Raw genomic sequence first — 15,708 nt, forward strand, 5'->3', positions numbered from 1 at the left:
GATACTTCTTGCAGCGTAGTTCCTCTGTTTGTTAATGCAAGTAACGTTGTAGCAATGGCCGTCCCATCTTACTTTAAATAGTGTGTTGGTATTGGAAGCTCATCACAATTTTTCTTTGCATAAAAATAAGGCAATGAGCCCGAAAAAAATACTGCATCGCACGGTTTAATCTGTGCAATAAGTGCAGCCGCCTCCTGTGGGTTTCTATATATATAATATTGGAGTTTAATTGATGAGAGCTCTGTTTCAATTGTTTTTACTCGTTTTGCAAATTCGTTTGAACAAATTACAGCAATTTGTGTATCCACTGTATCACCCCAGTTCTTTTTTATGAAATGTGTATTTTTATACATTGTAAATATTCTAAATTTTCAGTCCTATAAAATCAATAAAAAAGTGGCCGTCTGAAAATCATTTTTGTGAGACGGTCACTTTGCGATTGTCGCTATCGCTTTCATCATAGATAAATTGCAACGAGGATGGTGTTAACCACCGCAGGAGCATTTTTTCTGCGACGAGGATGGTGTTAACCACCGCAGGAGCATTTTTTCTGCGACGAGGATGGTGTTAACCACCGCAGGAGCATTTCTTCCTAAGATATATTTAGAAAATATTTTTACTTTTGGATACCCCTAAATTTATTATTCATTTACAATTTGTTCTTTACAAAATTCCAAAATCATTGATTCTTCTTCATCTTCCAAACCAAAATCTAAGTACTTATTTTCTCCCTTGTCCATAATGAAGTAATTTAGAAGTTTCGTTTCTCCTTCTTCATTTTGACCAATCAACACTCGAATTTCAATTCCAGCTTCAGTATAAAGTTCATCTTCTTCATCTACTTCTACATCTATTAAAAACTCGAAACGTTTTCCCTCAATGATATTTGTAGGGTCTTTTATTTCCTCTACCGAAAATTGTGTTATCTCCATTTATTCAATTTCTCCTTTAACGTATCCTCTTACAAAGAGACTTCTATCTCTATATAATAATCAAAATTGAGTTATGGTCAATTAAAAGCCTTGTAATGTGACACCATTCACCATATATGACAAAATAAAAATAATCATTCTTAAAGGAGTACCCTGAAAAATGCGTAATTTATTATTTTACCAAGACGTAATGATAAAAGAATTTACTGCTCAAGTTTTGAAAACTGGTGTAGATGGAAATCGTCCATATGTCGTCCTTTCAAACACTGCTTTTTATCCAACTGGCGGAGGTCAACCACATGATACTGGCTTAATAAATGACATTCGGGTAATTGATGTTGAAAAAGTAGATGATGAAATTCGCCATTACACTGAAAAAGAGTGTAATTTCACTGGAGAAGTACGAGGCTATTTAGATTGGGAACGACGCTTTGATCATATGCAACAACATTGTGGCCAACACATTTTAACTGCAGCATTTGTAGAACTCTTCGACATCGCAACAGTTAGTTTCCATCTCGGAAGTGAACTAGTAACAATTGATTTAAATACGGAACACATTACCGATGATCAACTTGCCCTCGCCGAAAAAAGAGCCAATGAAATCATTTTAGAAAATCGACCAATCGAAATAAAATGGGTAAGTAAAGACGAGCTTTCTCAATACAATTTGAGAAAAGAGGTATCTGTCGATGAAGATATTCGTTTAGTCATTATCCCTGACTATGACTATAACGGTTGTGGAGGTACCCACCCTACTTCCACTGGCCAAGTAAGCTCTATCAAAATTATGGGAACAGAAAAAATGAAGAAAATCACACGAGTTTCTTTCGTTTGTGGAAACCGTGTTCTTAATCAACTTGCAATGCGAAAAACAGTGTTATCAGATGTTTCAAAACAATTAAGTGTACCAGAAGAAAATGCAGCTGATGCACTGCGTAAAGTTTTACTAAGTGCAAAAGCGACTGAGAAAGCACTTTCAGAAGCACAGGATACGTTATTACAATATGAAGCAAAAGAGTTATTGGAATCTGGTGAAAATGGTATAATTACCGCAATCTTTGAAAATCGTACAGTTCAAACTTTACAAAAGCTTGGCCGCTCCATTATTTCACTTCAAGATAATGCGATTGCTTTACTTGTTGCTCAGAATGAGGACAAGATTCAATTTATTGCTGCCCGCGGTAGCAATATTGAAATTAGCATGAAGAATGTTTCAAGTGAAGTATTGCCATTGATTAATGGTAAGGGTGGCGGAAATGATGCATTTGTACAAGGTGGCGGAGAGAAACTGATTTCTGCACAAGAGCTGTTACAACACATGATAAAACAAGTGATAAAATAGGCAAAAGCAGTATTTCGGTTATTAAGAAATACTGCTTTCAATTTATTTTGTAATTTTCTTTATGCATAAGTAATTTTCCAATCCATATTTATGTAAGCGTTCAATATTTGCCTTAATTTCTTGATATTCTTTCTTACTAATTAAATACCTATCTAATACAATTTTTCCCTTTAAATAAACCATACAACCTTCAAATTCTAATCTAGTTGATATACTTTTTGGCGGTTTATTTCCCCCATAAAGTAGTTCTGATTTTTCAAACATGGTTCCATTAAATAATCTTTGTAATAAAAGACAATGATCATTATGATACCTTTGATACGTAATAAAAAATTGTAATGTTGAGATAGGTATATAATAATAGATTTTTCTTTTATTAAAATCTTCACATTCCATTAGACAATTCGTAAATTTATTCATGACTATGTCTCCCTACATAAAATTTACGCCCCTTAATGGCAGGTTAAATAAAGATTTTATAGAATCTACCAAATTCATTATGTATAATTTCGTAAAATTAACTAGATATTATTAGGTTACCATAAGATGAATTTAATAGTAAATATTTTTTATTTTTATTAAATATCCACCATTTACACAGTGTATATATTGAAGTTTATTTAAAAGAACGAATTAAAAAAAGTGTCCAAAAAGTCAAAACTCTTTGGACACCTTTTAAATAAAATATTACTTCTGCGGTGGTCGCATTAAAATGCCACCATCCTCATCACAATTTATCTGTGACAGAAAGCGAAGCGACCGTCACACAGAGAACTAAAATACTTTTCAGATTCATCCTTTATTTCGTTTTCAGCTCAACTACAACGATTTCAGGTAAATTAAGTATTCTAAATGGAACGGTACTATTTCCTAATCCACGACTAACTGCCATTGTTGTCTCGTCCTCTTCATACACCCCAGCAGTATACGTTGGGAAAAAACCTTGTGAAGGTGCAAATAACCCGCCGATAAATGGTATACGTACCTGTCCACCGTGGGCATGTCCTGAAAACACTAAATCAATATTATTAACAACATATGTGTAAAACATTTCTGGACGATGGGCTAATAAAATTGTAAAATAATCCTCATTAATTTCTGACTTCGCTACATTTAACATAGTTTGCGTTTCATACCCATTTAAAGGATCCTCAATACCAAGGATATTAAGATATTCTTCATTACGTTCGAGCGTAACAGAAGTATTTGGCAGGACATGTACACCTAATTCCTTCAATGCTCCATAAATTTCACTTACTTCATTTATTGCTACTTCATGATTTCCTATTACATAATAAACCTCGGCTATCTCCACAAATTGCTCCACTGCATTAAGGCTTTGTTGTAAATCATATCGATTGCTATCAATCACATCACCTGTAATCACAATGATATCTGGATTCGATTCTCGTACTTTTTCAACAAGCTTACCTTGTTCTATTCCAAATGTTGCATCATGTAAATCAGACACCTGTGCTATTCGTAAACCATTAAAACTTTTCGGTACCTCTTCCGATTCATAGATATGTTCGGTAATAACAATCCAGTGATTATTTATATACAAAAATAAATAAACCCCAATAATTATGGAAAATAAAATTAATATTTTTTTCAAAGCTACTCGCTCAATTCATTGATTAGTTTTATTCAAAAAATCACACTTCTCCATATTATTTCATATGCTTAACGACATTCAAGTATAAGGTAATGGATAAAATTTCTGACGACATCCTTCATTTTTCAAAAAATTATCCACAATTCTAATCTATCTTATCCACTAATCCGAAGTTCTCCACACCTTTATCCTCAGTTGCATCAGTTGTCCACATTAAAAATCCAATTCTCCCCCATAAGATGAAAAAATATTATCCACAATTAAAAAAACATCCACTTTTACGCTACTTAACGTGAAAAGTGGATGTATCAAATTGTGGATAACTTAATTATTATCTATCTTTAACTCTTTATTTTCTTCATTTGCAAACAATAATGGTTTTAATTCATCCTCGCCTGAACCTTCCGCTAATGGTACTCGGGAACGATAAGCCGCGCGACAAATTAAATGTCCGGCAACAGGCGCTGTAATAAACACAAATATAATACCTAATATTAAACGGATGCTCACATATCCATCATGAAACCAAAAATAAATGAAAGCACCTGTTAAACTAACTAATACTGCTAACGTAGAGCTTTTTGAAGCTGCGTGGGATCGTGTATATACATCTGGTAATCGAATCAATCCCAAAGCACTAATTACACTAATTATACCGCCTAGTAAAATTAGTAGAATTGCACCCCACTCAATTATCTCCTTTGCGTTCAACAATAACACCCCTTTCGATATATTTCGAAAAGGCAATCGTTCCAATAAAAGCTAAAATACCTAAAATTAAAATTGCCTCTAAAAAGGCTTTCGTATTCAAAAGAATGGATACGATGGCTATCGCAGAAATTAGATTCACACCAATCGTATCTAATGCAATGGCGCGATCAGGCATTGAAGGTCCCATTATGACACGATATAGAAGAATAGCTATCGCTATCATAAATAAAGTTAATGCAACTAACATAATAGTTTCTTTCATTCTCGTGTCACCTCCATAATTGCTTTTTCATATTTCCCAATCGATCGAATAACTTCTTCCTTCGATTGTTCTATATCCATAGCATGAATATAAAACACATCTCCTTTTTCTGAGACCTCCATTACAACAGAACCTGGAGTTAGAGTTAATAACAACGCCAATGCCGTAACTTCCCATTCACCTTCTAAGTTTGTTTTATAAGTGAAAATACCAGGCGTGATATTTAATTTTGGTGTAAGGATTTGTTTCATAACAGAAAAACTGGATATTAAGATTTCCTTTATAAATAACAAGATCAAATTGATTAATTTAATTACTCGATTTAAATAGAATCTTGTACCAAAGAAACGATGCATGACATATAAAATTCCTATTCCTACTACAAATCCGCTAAAGAAAGTTGTAATTTCTGGAGTAGGTGCATCAACTAATAACAGCCACAATAGTGCTATAAATAGATTTAATAAAAATTGACCAAACAACCCACTCACTCCTTTAACACTGCATCAATGTAGACAGATGGATTAATTAATGTGTTTACTGCATCTTTCACATATACTGCCAACGACTCTGCCCCAACTCCAATAAATACTATTGAGATTGCTAGTAATATAAAGGAGCTATAAGCACCCTTTGGAATCCGCTTACGATCTTCAAAACTAATAGTAGTTTCACCAAAGAATGAAGCTAAGAAGATTCTTAACAGAGAATATAGAACAATAATGCTCGAAGCAAAACCAATCGCTAACAATATGTAAGACTCAGCTTCTAATGCACCTTGACCAATTAATATTTTCCCAACAAAACCGCTTAAAGGCGGGATTCCAGTTAAAGCAAGCAAGACAATAAAGTAGATCCATCCAAATAGAGGATAGTTACGAATTAATCCACTCATATTTTTTATTATGGTTTCATCTGTTAAATAAACCATCATTCCAATAATTAAAAATAATAGAGCTTTCGCAACCATATCGTGCATTAAATAATAAACAGCACCTGTCATGGCGGTTTCTGTTCCTGCTGCTAAACCAATTAAAATAAAACCAACACCAATGATGACGTTATACGTTCCAATGGTATAAACATCCCTACCTGACAATGCACCCAGACAACCAGCAATGATTGTGATTCCAGCCATAATACCAATCAAAGTATGGGTAATCTCTTGATTTAAAGGGAACATTAATGTAAATGTACGGATTAAAGCGTAAATCCCTACCTTTGTTAATAATGCAGAAAATAAAGCCTGCACTGCAGCTGGCGGCACACTATAAGAACCTGGTAACCAAAAGAATAATAGTAAACCTGCTTTTAAGCCAAAAACAAGTAGGAATAAAATAGCTACTGTAGTTAGTAATGGCTCTTGACCAGCTTCTGCAACACGTTCTGCAATATGGGCCATATTTAATGTTTTGACTGTCCCATATAGAAATGCAAGTGCAACTAAGAACAACCATGATGCCACTACATTTATTAATACATATTTTAAAGATTCTCGAAGTTGAACCTTTTTACCACCCATCGCTACTAGTACATAAGATGCGAGTAACATCACTTCGAAACAAACAAATAAGTTGAAAATATCCCCAGTTAAAAATGATCCATTTACCCCTGCTATTAAAAACATCACAAACGGGTAGAAAAACATCTTTTCGTTATCTTTACCAATAGTTGAAAAGGCGTACAGTAAACAAATCGTTGTTACAACACTTGCAGTTAAAACAAGCAGCAAAGCAAAGGAATCCGCTACAAACAAAATACCAAATGGAGGTAACCAGCCGCTAAAGTCTAGCCTAATAATTCCTTCCGTTTGGACAATATCTAATAGTAAAAAGCTAATGACACTAACTGTAATCATTGTAATTATACTAATAACACGTTGTAGCATAATGGAACTTCGTAGAAATACGAGAATGATGCCTGTAATAATTGGAATAATTAGGGGAAGTACGATTAAATTATTCATCAGAAACTCCCCTCAATTCACGAAAATCAGCAGTTCCATTCGTTTTATACGTTCGATAAGCCAGTACTAGCAAAAATGCCGTAGTGGCAAAACTAATAACAATTGCAGTTAATATTAAGGCTTGAGGCAAGGCATCTGTAAACTCGCCTTCAGATTGACCAAGTAATGGGACAATCCCTTTTTTTAATCCACCCATAGCTAATATTAATAAGTGGACTGCATGGGATAATATAGCGGTTCCTACAATGACACGAATCATATGTCGAGAGAGGATTAAGTAGGTACCAACTGAAACTAGAATTCCAACTAATACGACAATTAAAGACTCCATACTATTCATCCTCACTTATACTTAAGATAATCGTCACAAGTGTTCCTATTACAGTTAAGGCGACACCAGCTTCGAAAATTGTAACTGTTGTTAAATGCTTCTCTCCTAAGATAGGGATATTAAAATACCCATCTGTTTGAGAAAGGAATGGCGCGTTAAAGTACAGAGATCCAATTGCAGAACCTGTTGCTAATAGAACCCCTAATGCAGCTACTTTTTTAAAATCAAAGGGCATTTTTTTATGCACTGTTTCAAGGTCATAAGTGATGTATAGAAGAACTATTCCCGAACCTAACACAAGCCCTCCTATGAAACCTCCACCTGGTGCGTTATGCCCTGAAAAGAATAAATAAACACCTAAAGTTAAAATGATAAATACGACACCTTTTACAACTGTGCGTAAGATTACATCATTAATTTTCAATATCGGCATCCCCCTTTTTCGCTTTTAGCTTAATGATTGTATAAACTCCTAAGCCTGCTATAAAGAGAACGACCACTTCTAACATCGTATCAAACGCCCGGAAATCACCTAAAATTGTATTTACGATATTTTTCCCACCTGCTAGATTGTAGGCGTCTTCAAAATAGGTTGAGATCGTTTCAAATTTTTCATAGTTTATAACAGCTAAACCAACGATCGTAACAGTTGCACCTACAAGAATTGAAATAACCCCATTTGTAAATTTAACCCGCTTCGATGTTCGCTCTGGTGTTAAATCAGGTAAAAATTTGAAACAAATTAGAAACAGTGCTGTTGTAACGGATTCCACTACAAGTTGTGTTAATGCTAAATCGGGTGCGCGGAAAATAACAAAGAAAAATGCAACGGAATAGCCCAGTACCCCATTTAATAACACGGAGGCGATACGTGATGTTGTAAAAAGGATTGCTACTGCTGCAAAAATTACAACAAACACTAAAATTAATTCAAAGCTTTCTACACTTGAGTTACTCATCAAACTCCATTCAAAGGAATCTGTTAAGAAAAAGATGCCCGCAACAACAATGACAAACACCATATAAATATAAGAAAAGTAATGAGTGAGATTCCCGGTCATATAACGTTTTGTTAAATTCTCTGATACGTTTTCACTAAAGCTAATTATTGTTTCGTATAGTGAATTTAACGTAAATCTTTGTGGAATCCATCGATAAATTGGCTTCCACCGTTTTAAAAAGTAATATAGGGTACCTCCTAAAATGACTACCCCAATTGTCATCCATAATTCCATATTCAATCCATGCCACGCAGAAATATGTGGTGTTAATTCTTCTGTTGATGGGAATGTAGGATAAATGCTTGCCATAGCAGGTTGTAAAATATAATGACCTAATAAATTTGGAAACACAAAGATTCCTACTACTAGTCCAATCAGGATAAATGGAGGAATTAACATACCTATCGGTGCTTCGTGAGGATTCTTATCTAAAATATCGGGCTTAATTTTTCCGAAGAAGGTTTTTCCAACGATAATTAAGCAATAAACAAAAGTAAATATACTAGCTACCCATGCAATGACTGGTATTACGACACCAAGACTATCAATCGAAAACACATCTAATTGTGTAATTTTTAAGGTAGCTGCAAAGAACATTTCTTTACTTAAAAAACCGTTAAATGGAGGCATCCCTGCCATCGATAAACTACCGATTAATGCTACAGTAAATGTAAAAGGTAAAATCGGCATGAGTCCACCAAGTCGGCGAATGTCTCTTGTTCCAATTTCATGGTCTACAATTCCCACCATCATAAACAGTGCGCCCTTAAATGTAGAATGATTAATTAAATGGAACAGTGCTGCAAAGGCTGCTTGTGTATAAATAATTGAATCTTGACTATAGCCTAAATAAACAGCAATAGAGCCTAACCCAAGTAAACTCATAATAAGTCCTAGTTGACTAACTGTTGAAAAGGCAAGTAAAGCTTTTAAGTCTACTTGTTTCACAGCATTAAATGAACCCCAAAATAATGTTAATAGTCCAACACCAGTGACTGCCCAAAACCAAGTCATCTCGCCTCCAAAAATTGGCGTAAACCGAGCTACTATGTAAATACCAGCTTTCACCATCGTAGCTGAGTGTAAATAGGCACTAACCGGGGTTGGCGCTTCCATTGCATCTGGAAGCCAAATATGGAAGGGAAATTGTGCAGACTTTGTAAATGCTCCTAAAAGAACTAATACAAGTGCTGGGATAAATAATGCATGCTCACTAATACCAGCAATATTTGATATGATTTCCTGTATGCTAAACGTTCCGCTCATTGAATACAACATTAGAAACCCTACTAACATTGCAATTCCACCTGAGACAGTAATGGTCATTGATTTCCTAGCCCCTGCTCGTGAAGCTTTACGATGATGCCAAAAAGCAATGAGCAAAAAGGAAGAGACACTTGTTAACTCCCAAAATGCATATAAAACTAATAAATGATCTGAAAATACAACGCCAAGCATTGCCCCCATAAATAACAGCAAGTAGCAATAAAAATGGTGCAACGACTCTTTTTTAGATAAATAAAAGATGGAATATAAGATTACTAAACTTCCAACACCCGTTATAAGTAAACTAAATATTAAACTTAAACCATCGAGGTATGTTGTGAAATTTATATTAAATGAGGGGATCCACTCATAATTATTGGAAAACGTTTGATTCTTCGCAATACGAGGAATATATGTAGTTAATAAAAGGAACAAACTTAATGGGACCACTAAAACAACCCAACCGATAACCTTTTTGGGTAGTCGCCTATAAAAAATAGGAATGCACGCTGCTACAATAAAAGGTAACAGGATAATGGCAAGCTCAAATGTCACAATCTACTGACCTCCTAGTTTCGTAATAGCTCCTATCTTTTTATATCCCAATCCCTTGACTTATGAAAGGTTGAACATCATAATATTGTGTCATATAGAGATGGCGATTAAATTAAAACAGGTACTACTTTCCGAAGTTGTAATTTTTTTGTTAAATGTACTAAAATAATAATTATTATTACATGTAAAAGTATACAATAGAAATTACCCATTTGCACTTAATTAGCTTCCCTATATTCTTTTTAAAACGTCATTTTTCTCAGTTGCCATTATTATTTTGATATATTGAACTATTTTTAAGAGGAGCAGACTACGATGAATCATGTAAAGAGATTGGATGAGAGTATTTTAGTTTGTGTATATTACGGACTTAATGGTGAACGACTTATTCGTCGTGGACATAAACTTGCGACATTATTGGATTGTCCACTCTATATACTAACTGTTGACTCAAAACCAATCGATAGTTTTGATGCAGAGAAGTCAGGGTATATTGAACGATGGACGCAATTAGCCGAAGAATTACAAGTTGAAAAATTCATTATATGTGACAATGAAAAACGCCCTATTCAAAAGGTTGTTGCAGAAGTTGCTAAAAATTATGGAATAACACAAATTATCGTTGGACAAAGTGCCCAAAGTAGATGGGAAGAGATAACAAAAGGATCATTTTTAAATGTGTTACTTAAAGAAGTTCCTTTTGCCGATTTCCACATCGTTGCTGTAAAACGTCCAGTAGAAGATGAATTATATGGGACATTTGAAAAGGGTGTCCGTGCTTATGTAATCCGTGATGTAGAGAACTACAAAATTGTATTCACTTGTCCTAAAACAGAATATTTAGAAGGAATATTCTTTAAAGAAATTGGGACAGATTTTGATAATGGTATATTCAAATTTTCTTATGAAAACAAAATGAATGAAGTAACGATTAAAGAAGGTTTTGTTAGTAATCCACACCTCATTCATTCAATATTGAGTCCAATTCATTAGTCTATAAGCATTAAAAGAGGTGTCCAAAAAGTAATAATTTTTTGGACACCTCTTTTCTTTCTCGATAAATATCTCTTATGAATTATTGTTCCTGCGGTGGTTATCACCATCCTCGTCGCAATTTATCTGTGACGAAAGCGTAAGCGACAGTCACAAAGGAGTTGTCTCAAAATGACTTTTCAGACACCTCCTTTTTTCGTATACAAATCTTTCTTTTGTTCATGCTAAGAAATGAAGGAAGGGAGATTCAACATGGGAGATTTTACAAATGTACACTTCTTTGAAATGATAGTAAGAACAACGATTGCCTTCTCAGCAATGTTAATAGTTGCCCGGATTATTGGAAAAAAACAAGTAAGTCAGTTTACCTTTTTCCATTACGCAACTGGCATAACATTCGGTTCAATCGCTGCAGAAATATCCTCAAAAGCAGATGGGTCTTTTTGGGATGGAATAACAGGATTAGTATGGTGGACATTTTTAACATTACTCGTAGGTTTTCTTACGCTACGTTCAAAAAAGATACGTGTATTATTGGATGATAAACCAATGATTTTAGTAAAAAATGGAGTTATTATGGATAAAGCTTTGAAGAAGTCTCGCTTACATGTTGATGAACTTGCCATGTTATTAAGAGAGCAAAGTATCTTCTCCTTCGATGAAGTTCATTATGCAATTTTCGAAACAAATGGAGAACTCAGTGTATTAAAAAAGCCTGCCCATGATTCAGCAACAAAGCAAGATGTGAAAGCTGACGTATCCATTCCTCCCTACGCTCCAACCGAGGTAATTTCAAATGGCAAAATACTCTCAGAAAACTTAACGGAGATTGGATTAACAGAAGAATGGGTTTTGAATAAGCTTCGTAAGAAAAAAATACAAAATTTAAAAGATGTTTATTATGCACAAGTGCTTGAAAATGGCTCATTGTATATTAGCCTACGAAATGATAGTGGTAAAGAACCTAATTAACTTTACCACTTTATTTTTTAATCTACTTTCATAATGTCAATCGGTGTGATAATGCCTAACAGTTTTTGTTGTGGTTTTCCATGCTCAGTAATTAACAGTGCTTCAAAACGTTTCCCGCGCTCTACACCCTGTTTGAAAATTTCCTCAGCATCGTAAATTGTTATGTATCGACTAACAAATTTATAATTTACACGATTTTTCTCGTGGTGCAAAATATCGTATAATGTAGGCATCTTTTTCGGAATTTGGTTGCCTGAAATTGTAGTCGCTAACCAATTGGTAATACCTACTGTTGTAACAAGTCCACGAAATTCGTGACCTTCATAAACTGGAAATTGCGTAAACTTTCGTTGACGAATAACGTTTAATACATACTTTAATGAATCGTTTATTTGAAAACAAAGCACTTTCTTGTGAAAAACTTGTCCTACTAATCTTGGCTTTGATAATACGTGATCAATATATTCAATTCGGCTTACTACTTTTGTGTGAGGTTCAGCAATGACAAATTCTGCTGACGTACGATGGTGAACGATGGCGTTGCGTAAATCTGCAAATGAGCGTAAATCATCTTCATATTTTCGGACTAATGCACTTTTCTTTTTTCCGAAATCTACTAATCGGTAAAAGGGCATAAACTCTTTTGCTTCAATAATTTCCCTTAATGTTAAACTAATTCGATTAAAAGCTATTAAAAAGCGATCTGAATTTCTTAACTTGGTAGTCATCCAATCCACCTCCCAATCTTATTTTAAGAAAAATCTGGATATTTATAGTCAAATACTATTATATTCCAATTGAAATCTAAATAAAATAGCCCATCACGTATATGTGATAGGCTATAATTTATATTTTAGTTGTCGATGCATTACTTTTGCACATCATTATGCCAATCAGGATAAAGATAATTAGCAACCCAAAGGATAAACATAAATTTATTATAAAATCTGTTCCATCATAAAAATCGCTTAATAACGCTAAAGATGAGCTTGGTAATTTCCATGGTGAAACAGATATAAAACTACCAACTAAACTTTCAAAGATTGTACCTCCAATTACGAGGAAAATCGTTAATGTTGCTGCAACAACGGTTTTAAAAGAAGCACTCATTGCTACTGTTAAAGCCATTACTAAACAAATCCATAATAAATAGGTTGCAAGCATTGCGATAAAACGATTCCATTCTACAGGACCATATAAAATTACTGTGTAATATAAACTTGCTGCATACCCTGCAATAACACTAATCATTGCCACAAGAGTCGCCACAAACCATTTACTTAAAAATAACGCACTATGTGATATAGGGCGAACATATAAAAGCGTTGCAGTTCCATTTTGGCGCTCTCTACTAATCGTACCAACAAAGGTTGCAATTAAAACTATTAATCCAATTGATTGAAATTGGCCTGTTGATGCTGCAATAATATCGGCAGCTGAAAATTCAGGCATTACCATTTGAAATCCTTCTGGAATACCTCCCACTGCCTTTAAAATATCCATCATGTAATAATTTAATATTGGATCACTCACACCTAGTAAAATAAACACAAGGGGAAGCCATAATAATTTAAAACTACGCCAGCTCTCACGTAACTCTTTACCTACTAATACTTTAAACTGACTCATAGCTTCCAACCACCTTCATGAAGATTTCTTCTAAACTTGCTGTGACCTTTTCAATGCTTTCAATGGAGAACTGACTATTTGCAAGACGGTTTAGCATCTGTTGCATCGTTGGTTGCTCATGAACAATTTCTACAAAAACCTTTTCTCCTTCTACATGACAATGAAGTTCTGACTGACTAGCAAATTGTAATGCTTGTTGACTGGAGCTAAATTTAATTTTGAATCGAGGCTCTTCAAAACGAGCTCGCACTTCTTTTAAAGATCCCTTTTCTACTAATTTCCCACCTCTTAAAAAGAGAAGTTGATCTGTCATTTCTTCTGCATCATTTAAAATATGAGTAGAATAAAGAATTGTCGTTTCATTTTGAATTTCCTTTAATAAATTCATAATTTCTCTACGTCCTACTGGATCAAGAGCAGAAACCGGTTCATCTAATAAAAGTAATTTTGGTTTATGGACAAGGGCTTGTGCAATACCCAAACGTTGCTTCATTCCCCCAGAAAACGTACCTGTTTTTTTATGAAGGGCAGCACCTAAACCAACATACTCTAATATTTTTTGTGATTGTAATTTTGCTTGTTTTACTTCTATACCGCTTAGTTTCGCGACCATTTCTGTATATTCAAGAGCGGATAACCATGAAAAGAATTTTGGATACTGGGGCAAAAATCCAATAACAGAACGCATATCTTTTACGCCCTCCATCTTAATACTACCGGATGTTTGGCTCAATAAACCTGTTAGCATGGACAAAGTCGTTGTCTTTCCTGCTCCATTTGGTCCGATTAACGCTGTTGACGTATTAGGCTCAATGGAAAAAGATATATTGTCAACTACTGTTTGATTGCCAAAAGTTTTTGTTAAATCCGATACGGTAATAAGAGTCATGATTGTTTTCTCCCTATAATAAAGTACACAATAGATCCAAGTAAATTACCAAAAATGATAATTATCACCCATAGCCATTTCGGTCCGTTTGTTGCATGGATTCTTGATAAATCAATTAAAGCTACAACCATTAAGATTAATTGTATGAATAATAATGGAGCAATTAACGCCCACGGAACTGCTTGTAACTCTCCCATTTTCTCCACTCCTATACTTTTCATTTGTTACCTTAAGTATAATTTTGAATAAAAAAACCGACAACGGAACAATCGTTGTCGGCGGTCGATTTTTATAACCATTGGTTGACTTCTACTAATTTAGGAAGCGCTGATAATGCGCCTGCCTTTGTTGCAGCAAATGCACCAAGTTTATTTCCAAAACTAACACATTTGATTAGTTCATCTTGAGTAGTTGGTAACCCATTGTAATGGACAGTTCGTAATACTCCCGCCATAAATGCATCTCCTGCTCCAGTAGTATCAACTGCTTCTACTCTTTCAGTTGGCACATGAATAACCTCACCATTTAACACTGCATATGCTCCATCAGCACCAACAGTTATTAACACAATTGGCACCAAATATTGATTAAGTATTTCTATGCCATCTTGAAGATTATCGGTTTGTGTTAAGAAAAATAGTTCTTCATCTGTTAATTTTAAAATATGAGCATCCTCAAAAAAGGATATGATTGTTTCTCTACAATTTTCTTCACTACTCCAACGTAAAGGACGAATATTTGCATCAATAGCAATAATAGCGCCCTTCTCCTTCGCCATTTCTACACCTTTTCTAGTCGTATCTAGAGCTGTTGGATGAAACATTGTACCAGAACAAACATTAAAAATCGATGCTCTTTTAAAAGCCTCTTCATTTAACTGATGTGGTTCTACTTGTAAATCTGGCGTCTCATCTACATAATCTTTAAATACTCGCTCACACTCTTCTGTTAAGTGTACATATACCCCACTAACACGTTTTTCTGGAACGATAATGGAATAATCTATATTTACGCCCTCTTTACTAATTTCAGATCGAACAAATTCTGATGTTTTATCATCGCCAGTAATAGTGATTAGTGCTGAAGGTGCACCAATTCGGCTAATACCTGCTGCTACATTCACAGTTGCCCCACCTAAAAAAGTTGTAAAGGATGTGTTTGTTTTATCATTCGCTATATAATCAACAAAAGCGTCTCCGTATACTAAAACAAAGTCTTTGTTTGGGTGACTCATAAAGTTG

General features: G+C 34.5%; 19 protein-coding genes. 3 read left to right on the plus strand and 16 right to left on the minus strand.

Going from position 1 to position 15,708, the window contains the following annotated elements; genetic code table 11:
• Positions 1-68: 68 nt before the first annotated feature.
• Together D8M03_RS04945 and D8M03_RS04950 are read right to left on the minus strand one after the other, a co-directional pair.
• Entirely contained in the window at positions 69-308 is a 240-nt protein-coding gene (locus D8M03_RS04945; protein WP_121213666.1) for a hypothetical protein, read from the minus strand.
• Positions 309-641: 333 nt separating this feature from the next.
• Positions 642-932: a DUF6509 family protein gene (locus tag D8M03_RS04950; RefSeq protein ID WP_121213667.1), complete on the minus strand. Its 291-nt coding sequence runs from the start codon at positions 930-932 to the stop codon at positions 642-644.
• A gap of 160 nt (positions 933-1,092) precedes the next feature.
• On the opposite strand from D8M03_RS04950, the gene D8M03_RS04955 reads away from it, so the two are divergent.
• Positions 1,093-2,277: an alanyl-tRNA editing protein gene (locus tag D8M03_RS04955; protein ID WP_121213668.1), complete on the plus strand. Its 1,185-nt coding sequence runs from the start codon at positions 1,093-1,095 to the stop codon at positions 2,275-2,277.
• Positions 2,278-2,319: 42 nt separating this feature from the next.
• Here the strand turns inward: D8M03_RS04955 and D8M03_RS04960 are convergent, their stop codons facing one another.
• From D8M03_RS04960 to D8M03_RS05000, 9 genes are all read right to left on the minus strand, one after another.
• Positions 2,320-2,697, minus strand: a complete 378-nt coding sequence (locus D8M03_RS04960) for a hypothetical protein (protein ID WP_121213669.1) — start codon at positions 2,695-2,697, stop codon at positions 2,320-2,322.
• 379 nt (positions 2,698-3,076) lie between these two features.
• Positions 3,077-3,892 (minus strand): metallophosphoesterase, encoded by an 816-nt coding sequence (locus D8M03_RS04965; protein WP_121213670.1) that lies wholly within the window; start codon positions 3,890-3,892, stop codon positions 3,077-3,079.
• Positions 3,893-4,216: 324 nt separating this feature from the next.
• The gene (locus D8M03_RS04970) at positions 4,217-4,603 is read right to left on the minus strand and encodes a Na+/H+ antiporter subunit G (protein WP_121213671.1); all 387 of its coding nucleotides are present in this window, start codon (positions 4,601-4,603) and stop codon (positions 4,217-4,219) included.
• Positions 4,581-4,865 (minus strand): Na(+)/H(+) antiporter subunit F1, encoded by a 285-nt coding sequence (locus D8M03_RS04975; protein WP_121213672.1) that lies wholly within the window; start codon positions 4,863-4,865, stop codon positions 4,581-4,583. Before D8M03_RS04975 ends, D8M03_RS04970 begins: the two co-directional genes overlap by 23 nt.
• A complete protein-coding gene (locus D8M03_RS04980; RefSeq protein ID WP_121213673.1) occupies positions 4,862-5,347 on the minus strand; it encodes a Na+/H+ antiporter subunit E in 486 nt (161 codons plus the stop codon). The genes D8M03_RS04975 and D8M03_RS04980 overlap by 4 nt, the downstream gene beginning before the upstream one ends.
• 5 nt (positions 5,348-5,352) lie before the next feature.
• The gene (locus D8M03_RS04985; RefSeq protein WP_121213674.1) at positions 5,353-6,831 is read right to left on the minus strand and encodes a Na+/H+ antiporter subunit D; all 1,479 of its coding nucleotides are present in this window, start codon (positions 6,829-6,831) and stop codon (positions 5,353-5,355) included.
• Entirely contained in the window at positions 6,824-7,162 is a 339-nt protein-coding gene (locus tag D8M03_RS04990) for a Na(+)/H(+) antiporter subunit C (protein WP_121213675.1), read from the minus strand. Before D8M03_RS04990 ends, D8M03_RS04985 begins: the two co-directional genes overlap by 8 nt.
• 1 nt (position 7,163) lies before the next feature.
• A complete protein-coding gene (locus D8M03_RS04995; protein WP_121213676.1) occupies positions 7,164-7,586 on the minus strand; it encodes a Na(+)/H(+) antiporter subunit B in 423 nt (140 codons plus the stop codon).
• Positions 7,576-9,987 carry a Na+/H+ antiporter subunit A gene (locus tag D8M03_RS05000; protein WP_121213677.1) on the minus strand — a complete coding sequence of 804 codons (2,412 nt, stop codon included), beginning with the start codon at positions 9,985-9,987 and terminating at the stop codon, positions 7,576-7,578. Before D8M03_RS05000 ends, D8M03_RS04995 begins: the two co-directional genes overlap by 11 nt.
• A gap of 312 nt (positions 9,988-10,299) precedes the next feature.
• Here D8M03_RS05000 and D8M03_RS05005 point away from each other — a divergent pair, with 312 nt between their 5' ends.
• Together D8M03_RS05005 and D8M03_RS05010 are read left to right on the plus strand one after the other, a co-directional pair.
• Positions 10,300-10,977, plus strand: a complete 678-nt coding sequence (locus D8M03_RS05005) for an adenine nucleotide alpha hydrolase family protein (RefSeq protein WP_121213678.1) — start codon at positions 10,300-10,302, stop codon at positions 10,975-10,977.
• A 252-nt stretch (positions 10,978-11,229) separates the two neighbouring features.
• Positions 11,230-11,949, plus strand: coding sequence for a YetF domain-containing protein (locus D8M03_RS05010; RefSeq protein ID WP_245987456.1), 720 nt, complete (start codon positions 11,230-11,232; stop codon positions 11,947-11,949).
• A 17-nt stretch (positions 11,950-11,966) separates the two neighbouring features.
• On the opposite strand, the gene D8M03_RS05015 is transcribed toward D8M03_RS05010, so the two are convergent.
• The 5 genes from D8M03_RS05015 to D8M03_RS05035 all read right to left on the minus strand — a co-directional run bounded on the left by D8M03_RS05015 (position 11,967) and on the right by D8M03_RS05035 (position 15,701).
• Complete coding sequence (locus D8M03_RS05015) at positions 11,967-12,677, minus strand: CBS domain-containing protein (RefSeq protein ID WP_121213679.1); 711 nt, start codon at positions 12,675-12,677, stop codon at positions 11,967-11,969.
• A 118-nt stretch (positions 12,678-12,795) separates the two neighbouring features.
• The gene (locus tag D8M03_RS05020) at positions 12,796-13,578 is read right to left on the minus strand and encodes an ABC transporter permease (RefSeq protein WP_121213680.1); all 783 of its coding nucleotides are present in this window, start codon (positions 13,576-13,578) and stop codon (positions 12,796-12,798) included.
• A complete protein-coding gene (locus D8M03_RS05025) occupies positions 13,565-14,467 on the minus strand; it encodes an ABC transporter ATP-binding protein (protein WP_121213681.1) in 903 nt (300 codons plus the stop codon). Before D8M03_RS05025 ends, D8M03_RS05020 begins: the two co-directional genes overlap by 14 nt.
• Entirely contained in the window at positions 14,464-14,664 is a 201-nt protein-coding gene (locus D8M03_RS05030; RefSeq protein WP_121213682.1) for a PLDc N-terminal domain-containing protein, read from the minus strand. Before D8M03_RS05030 ends, D8M03_RS05025 begins: the two co-directional genes overlap by 4 nt.
• A gap of 92 nt (positions 14,665-14,756) precedes the next feature.
• Positions 14,757-15,701 (minus strand): carbohydrate kinase family protein, encoded by a 945-nt coding sequence (locus D8M03_RS05035; RefSeq protein WP_121213683.1) that lies wholly within the window; start codon positions 15,699-15,701, stop codon positions 14,757-14,759.
• Between the last annotated feature and the right edge of the window lie 7 nt (positions 15,702-15,708).

Origin of the sequence: Ureibacillus endophyticus (genome assembly GCF_003628435.1) — a bacterium.
Classification (GTDB): domain Bacteria; phylum Bacillota; class Bacilli; order Bacillales_A; family Planococcaceae; genus Ureibacillus; species Ureibacillus endophyticus.

What these genes read in the sequence shown, in the direction of transcription:
- D8M03_RS04950 (WP_121213667.1), bottom strand. Translation starts at nt 932, where the DNA reads ATGGAGATAACACAATTTTCGGTAGAGGAAATAAAAGACCCTACAAAT.
- D8M03_RS04955 (WP_121213668.1), top strand. Translation starts at nt 1,093, where the DNA reads ATGCGTAATTTATTATTTTACCAAGACGTAATGATAAAAGAATTTACT.
- D8M03_RS04960 (WP_121213669.1), bottom strand. Translation starts at nt 2,697, where the DNA reads ATGAATAAATTTACGAATTGTCTAATGGAATGTGAAGATTTTAATAAA.
- D8M03_RS04975 (WP_121213672.1), bottom strand. Translation starts at nt 4,865, where the DNA reads ATGAAAGAAACTATTATGTTAGTTGCATTAACTTTATTTATGATAGCG.
- D8M03_RS04985 (WP_121213674.1), bottom strand. Translation starts at nt 6,831, where the DNA reads ATGAATAATTTAATCGTACTTCCCCTAATTATTCCAATTATTACAGGC.
- D8M03_RS04990 (WP_121213675.1), bottom strand. Translation starts at nt 7,162, where the DNA reads ATGGAGTCTTTAATTGTCGTATTAGTTGGAATTCTAGTTTCAGTTGGT.
- D8M03_RS05005 (WP_121213678.1), top strand. Translation starts at nt 10,300, where the DNA reads ATGAATCATGTAAAGAGATTGGATGAGAGTATTTTAGTTTGTGTATAT.
- D8M03_RS05010 (WP_245987456.1), top strand. Translation starts at nt 11,230, where the DNA reads ATGGGAGATTTTACAAATGTACACTTCTTTGAAATGATAGTAAGAACA.
- D8M03_RS05015 (WP_121213679.1), bottom strand. Translation starts at nt 12,677, where the DNA reads ATGACTACCAAGTTAAGAAATTCAGATCGCTTTTTAATAGCTTTTAAT.
- D8M03_RS05020 (WP_121213680.1), bottom strand. Translation starts at nt 13,578, where the DNA reads ATGAGTCAGTTTAAAGTATTAGTAGGTAAAGAGTTACGTGAGAGCTGG.
- D8M03_RS05025 (WP_121213681.1), bottom strand. Translation starts at nt 14,467, where the DNA reads ATGACTCTTATTACCGTATCGGATTTAACAAAAACTTTTGGCAATCAA.
- D8M03_RS05030 (WP_121213682.1), bottom strand. Translation starts at nt 14,664, where the DNA reads ATGGGAGAGTTACAAGCAGTTCCGTGGGCGTTAATTGCTCCATTATTA.
- D8M03_RS05035 (WP_121213683.1), bottom strand. Translation starts at nt 15,701, where the DNA reads ATGAGTCACCCAAACAAAGACTTTGTTTTAGTATACGGAGACGCTTTT.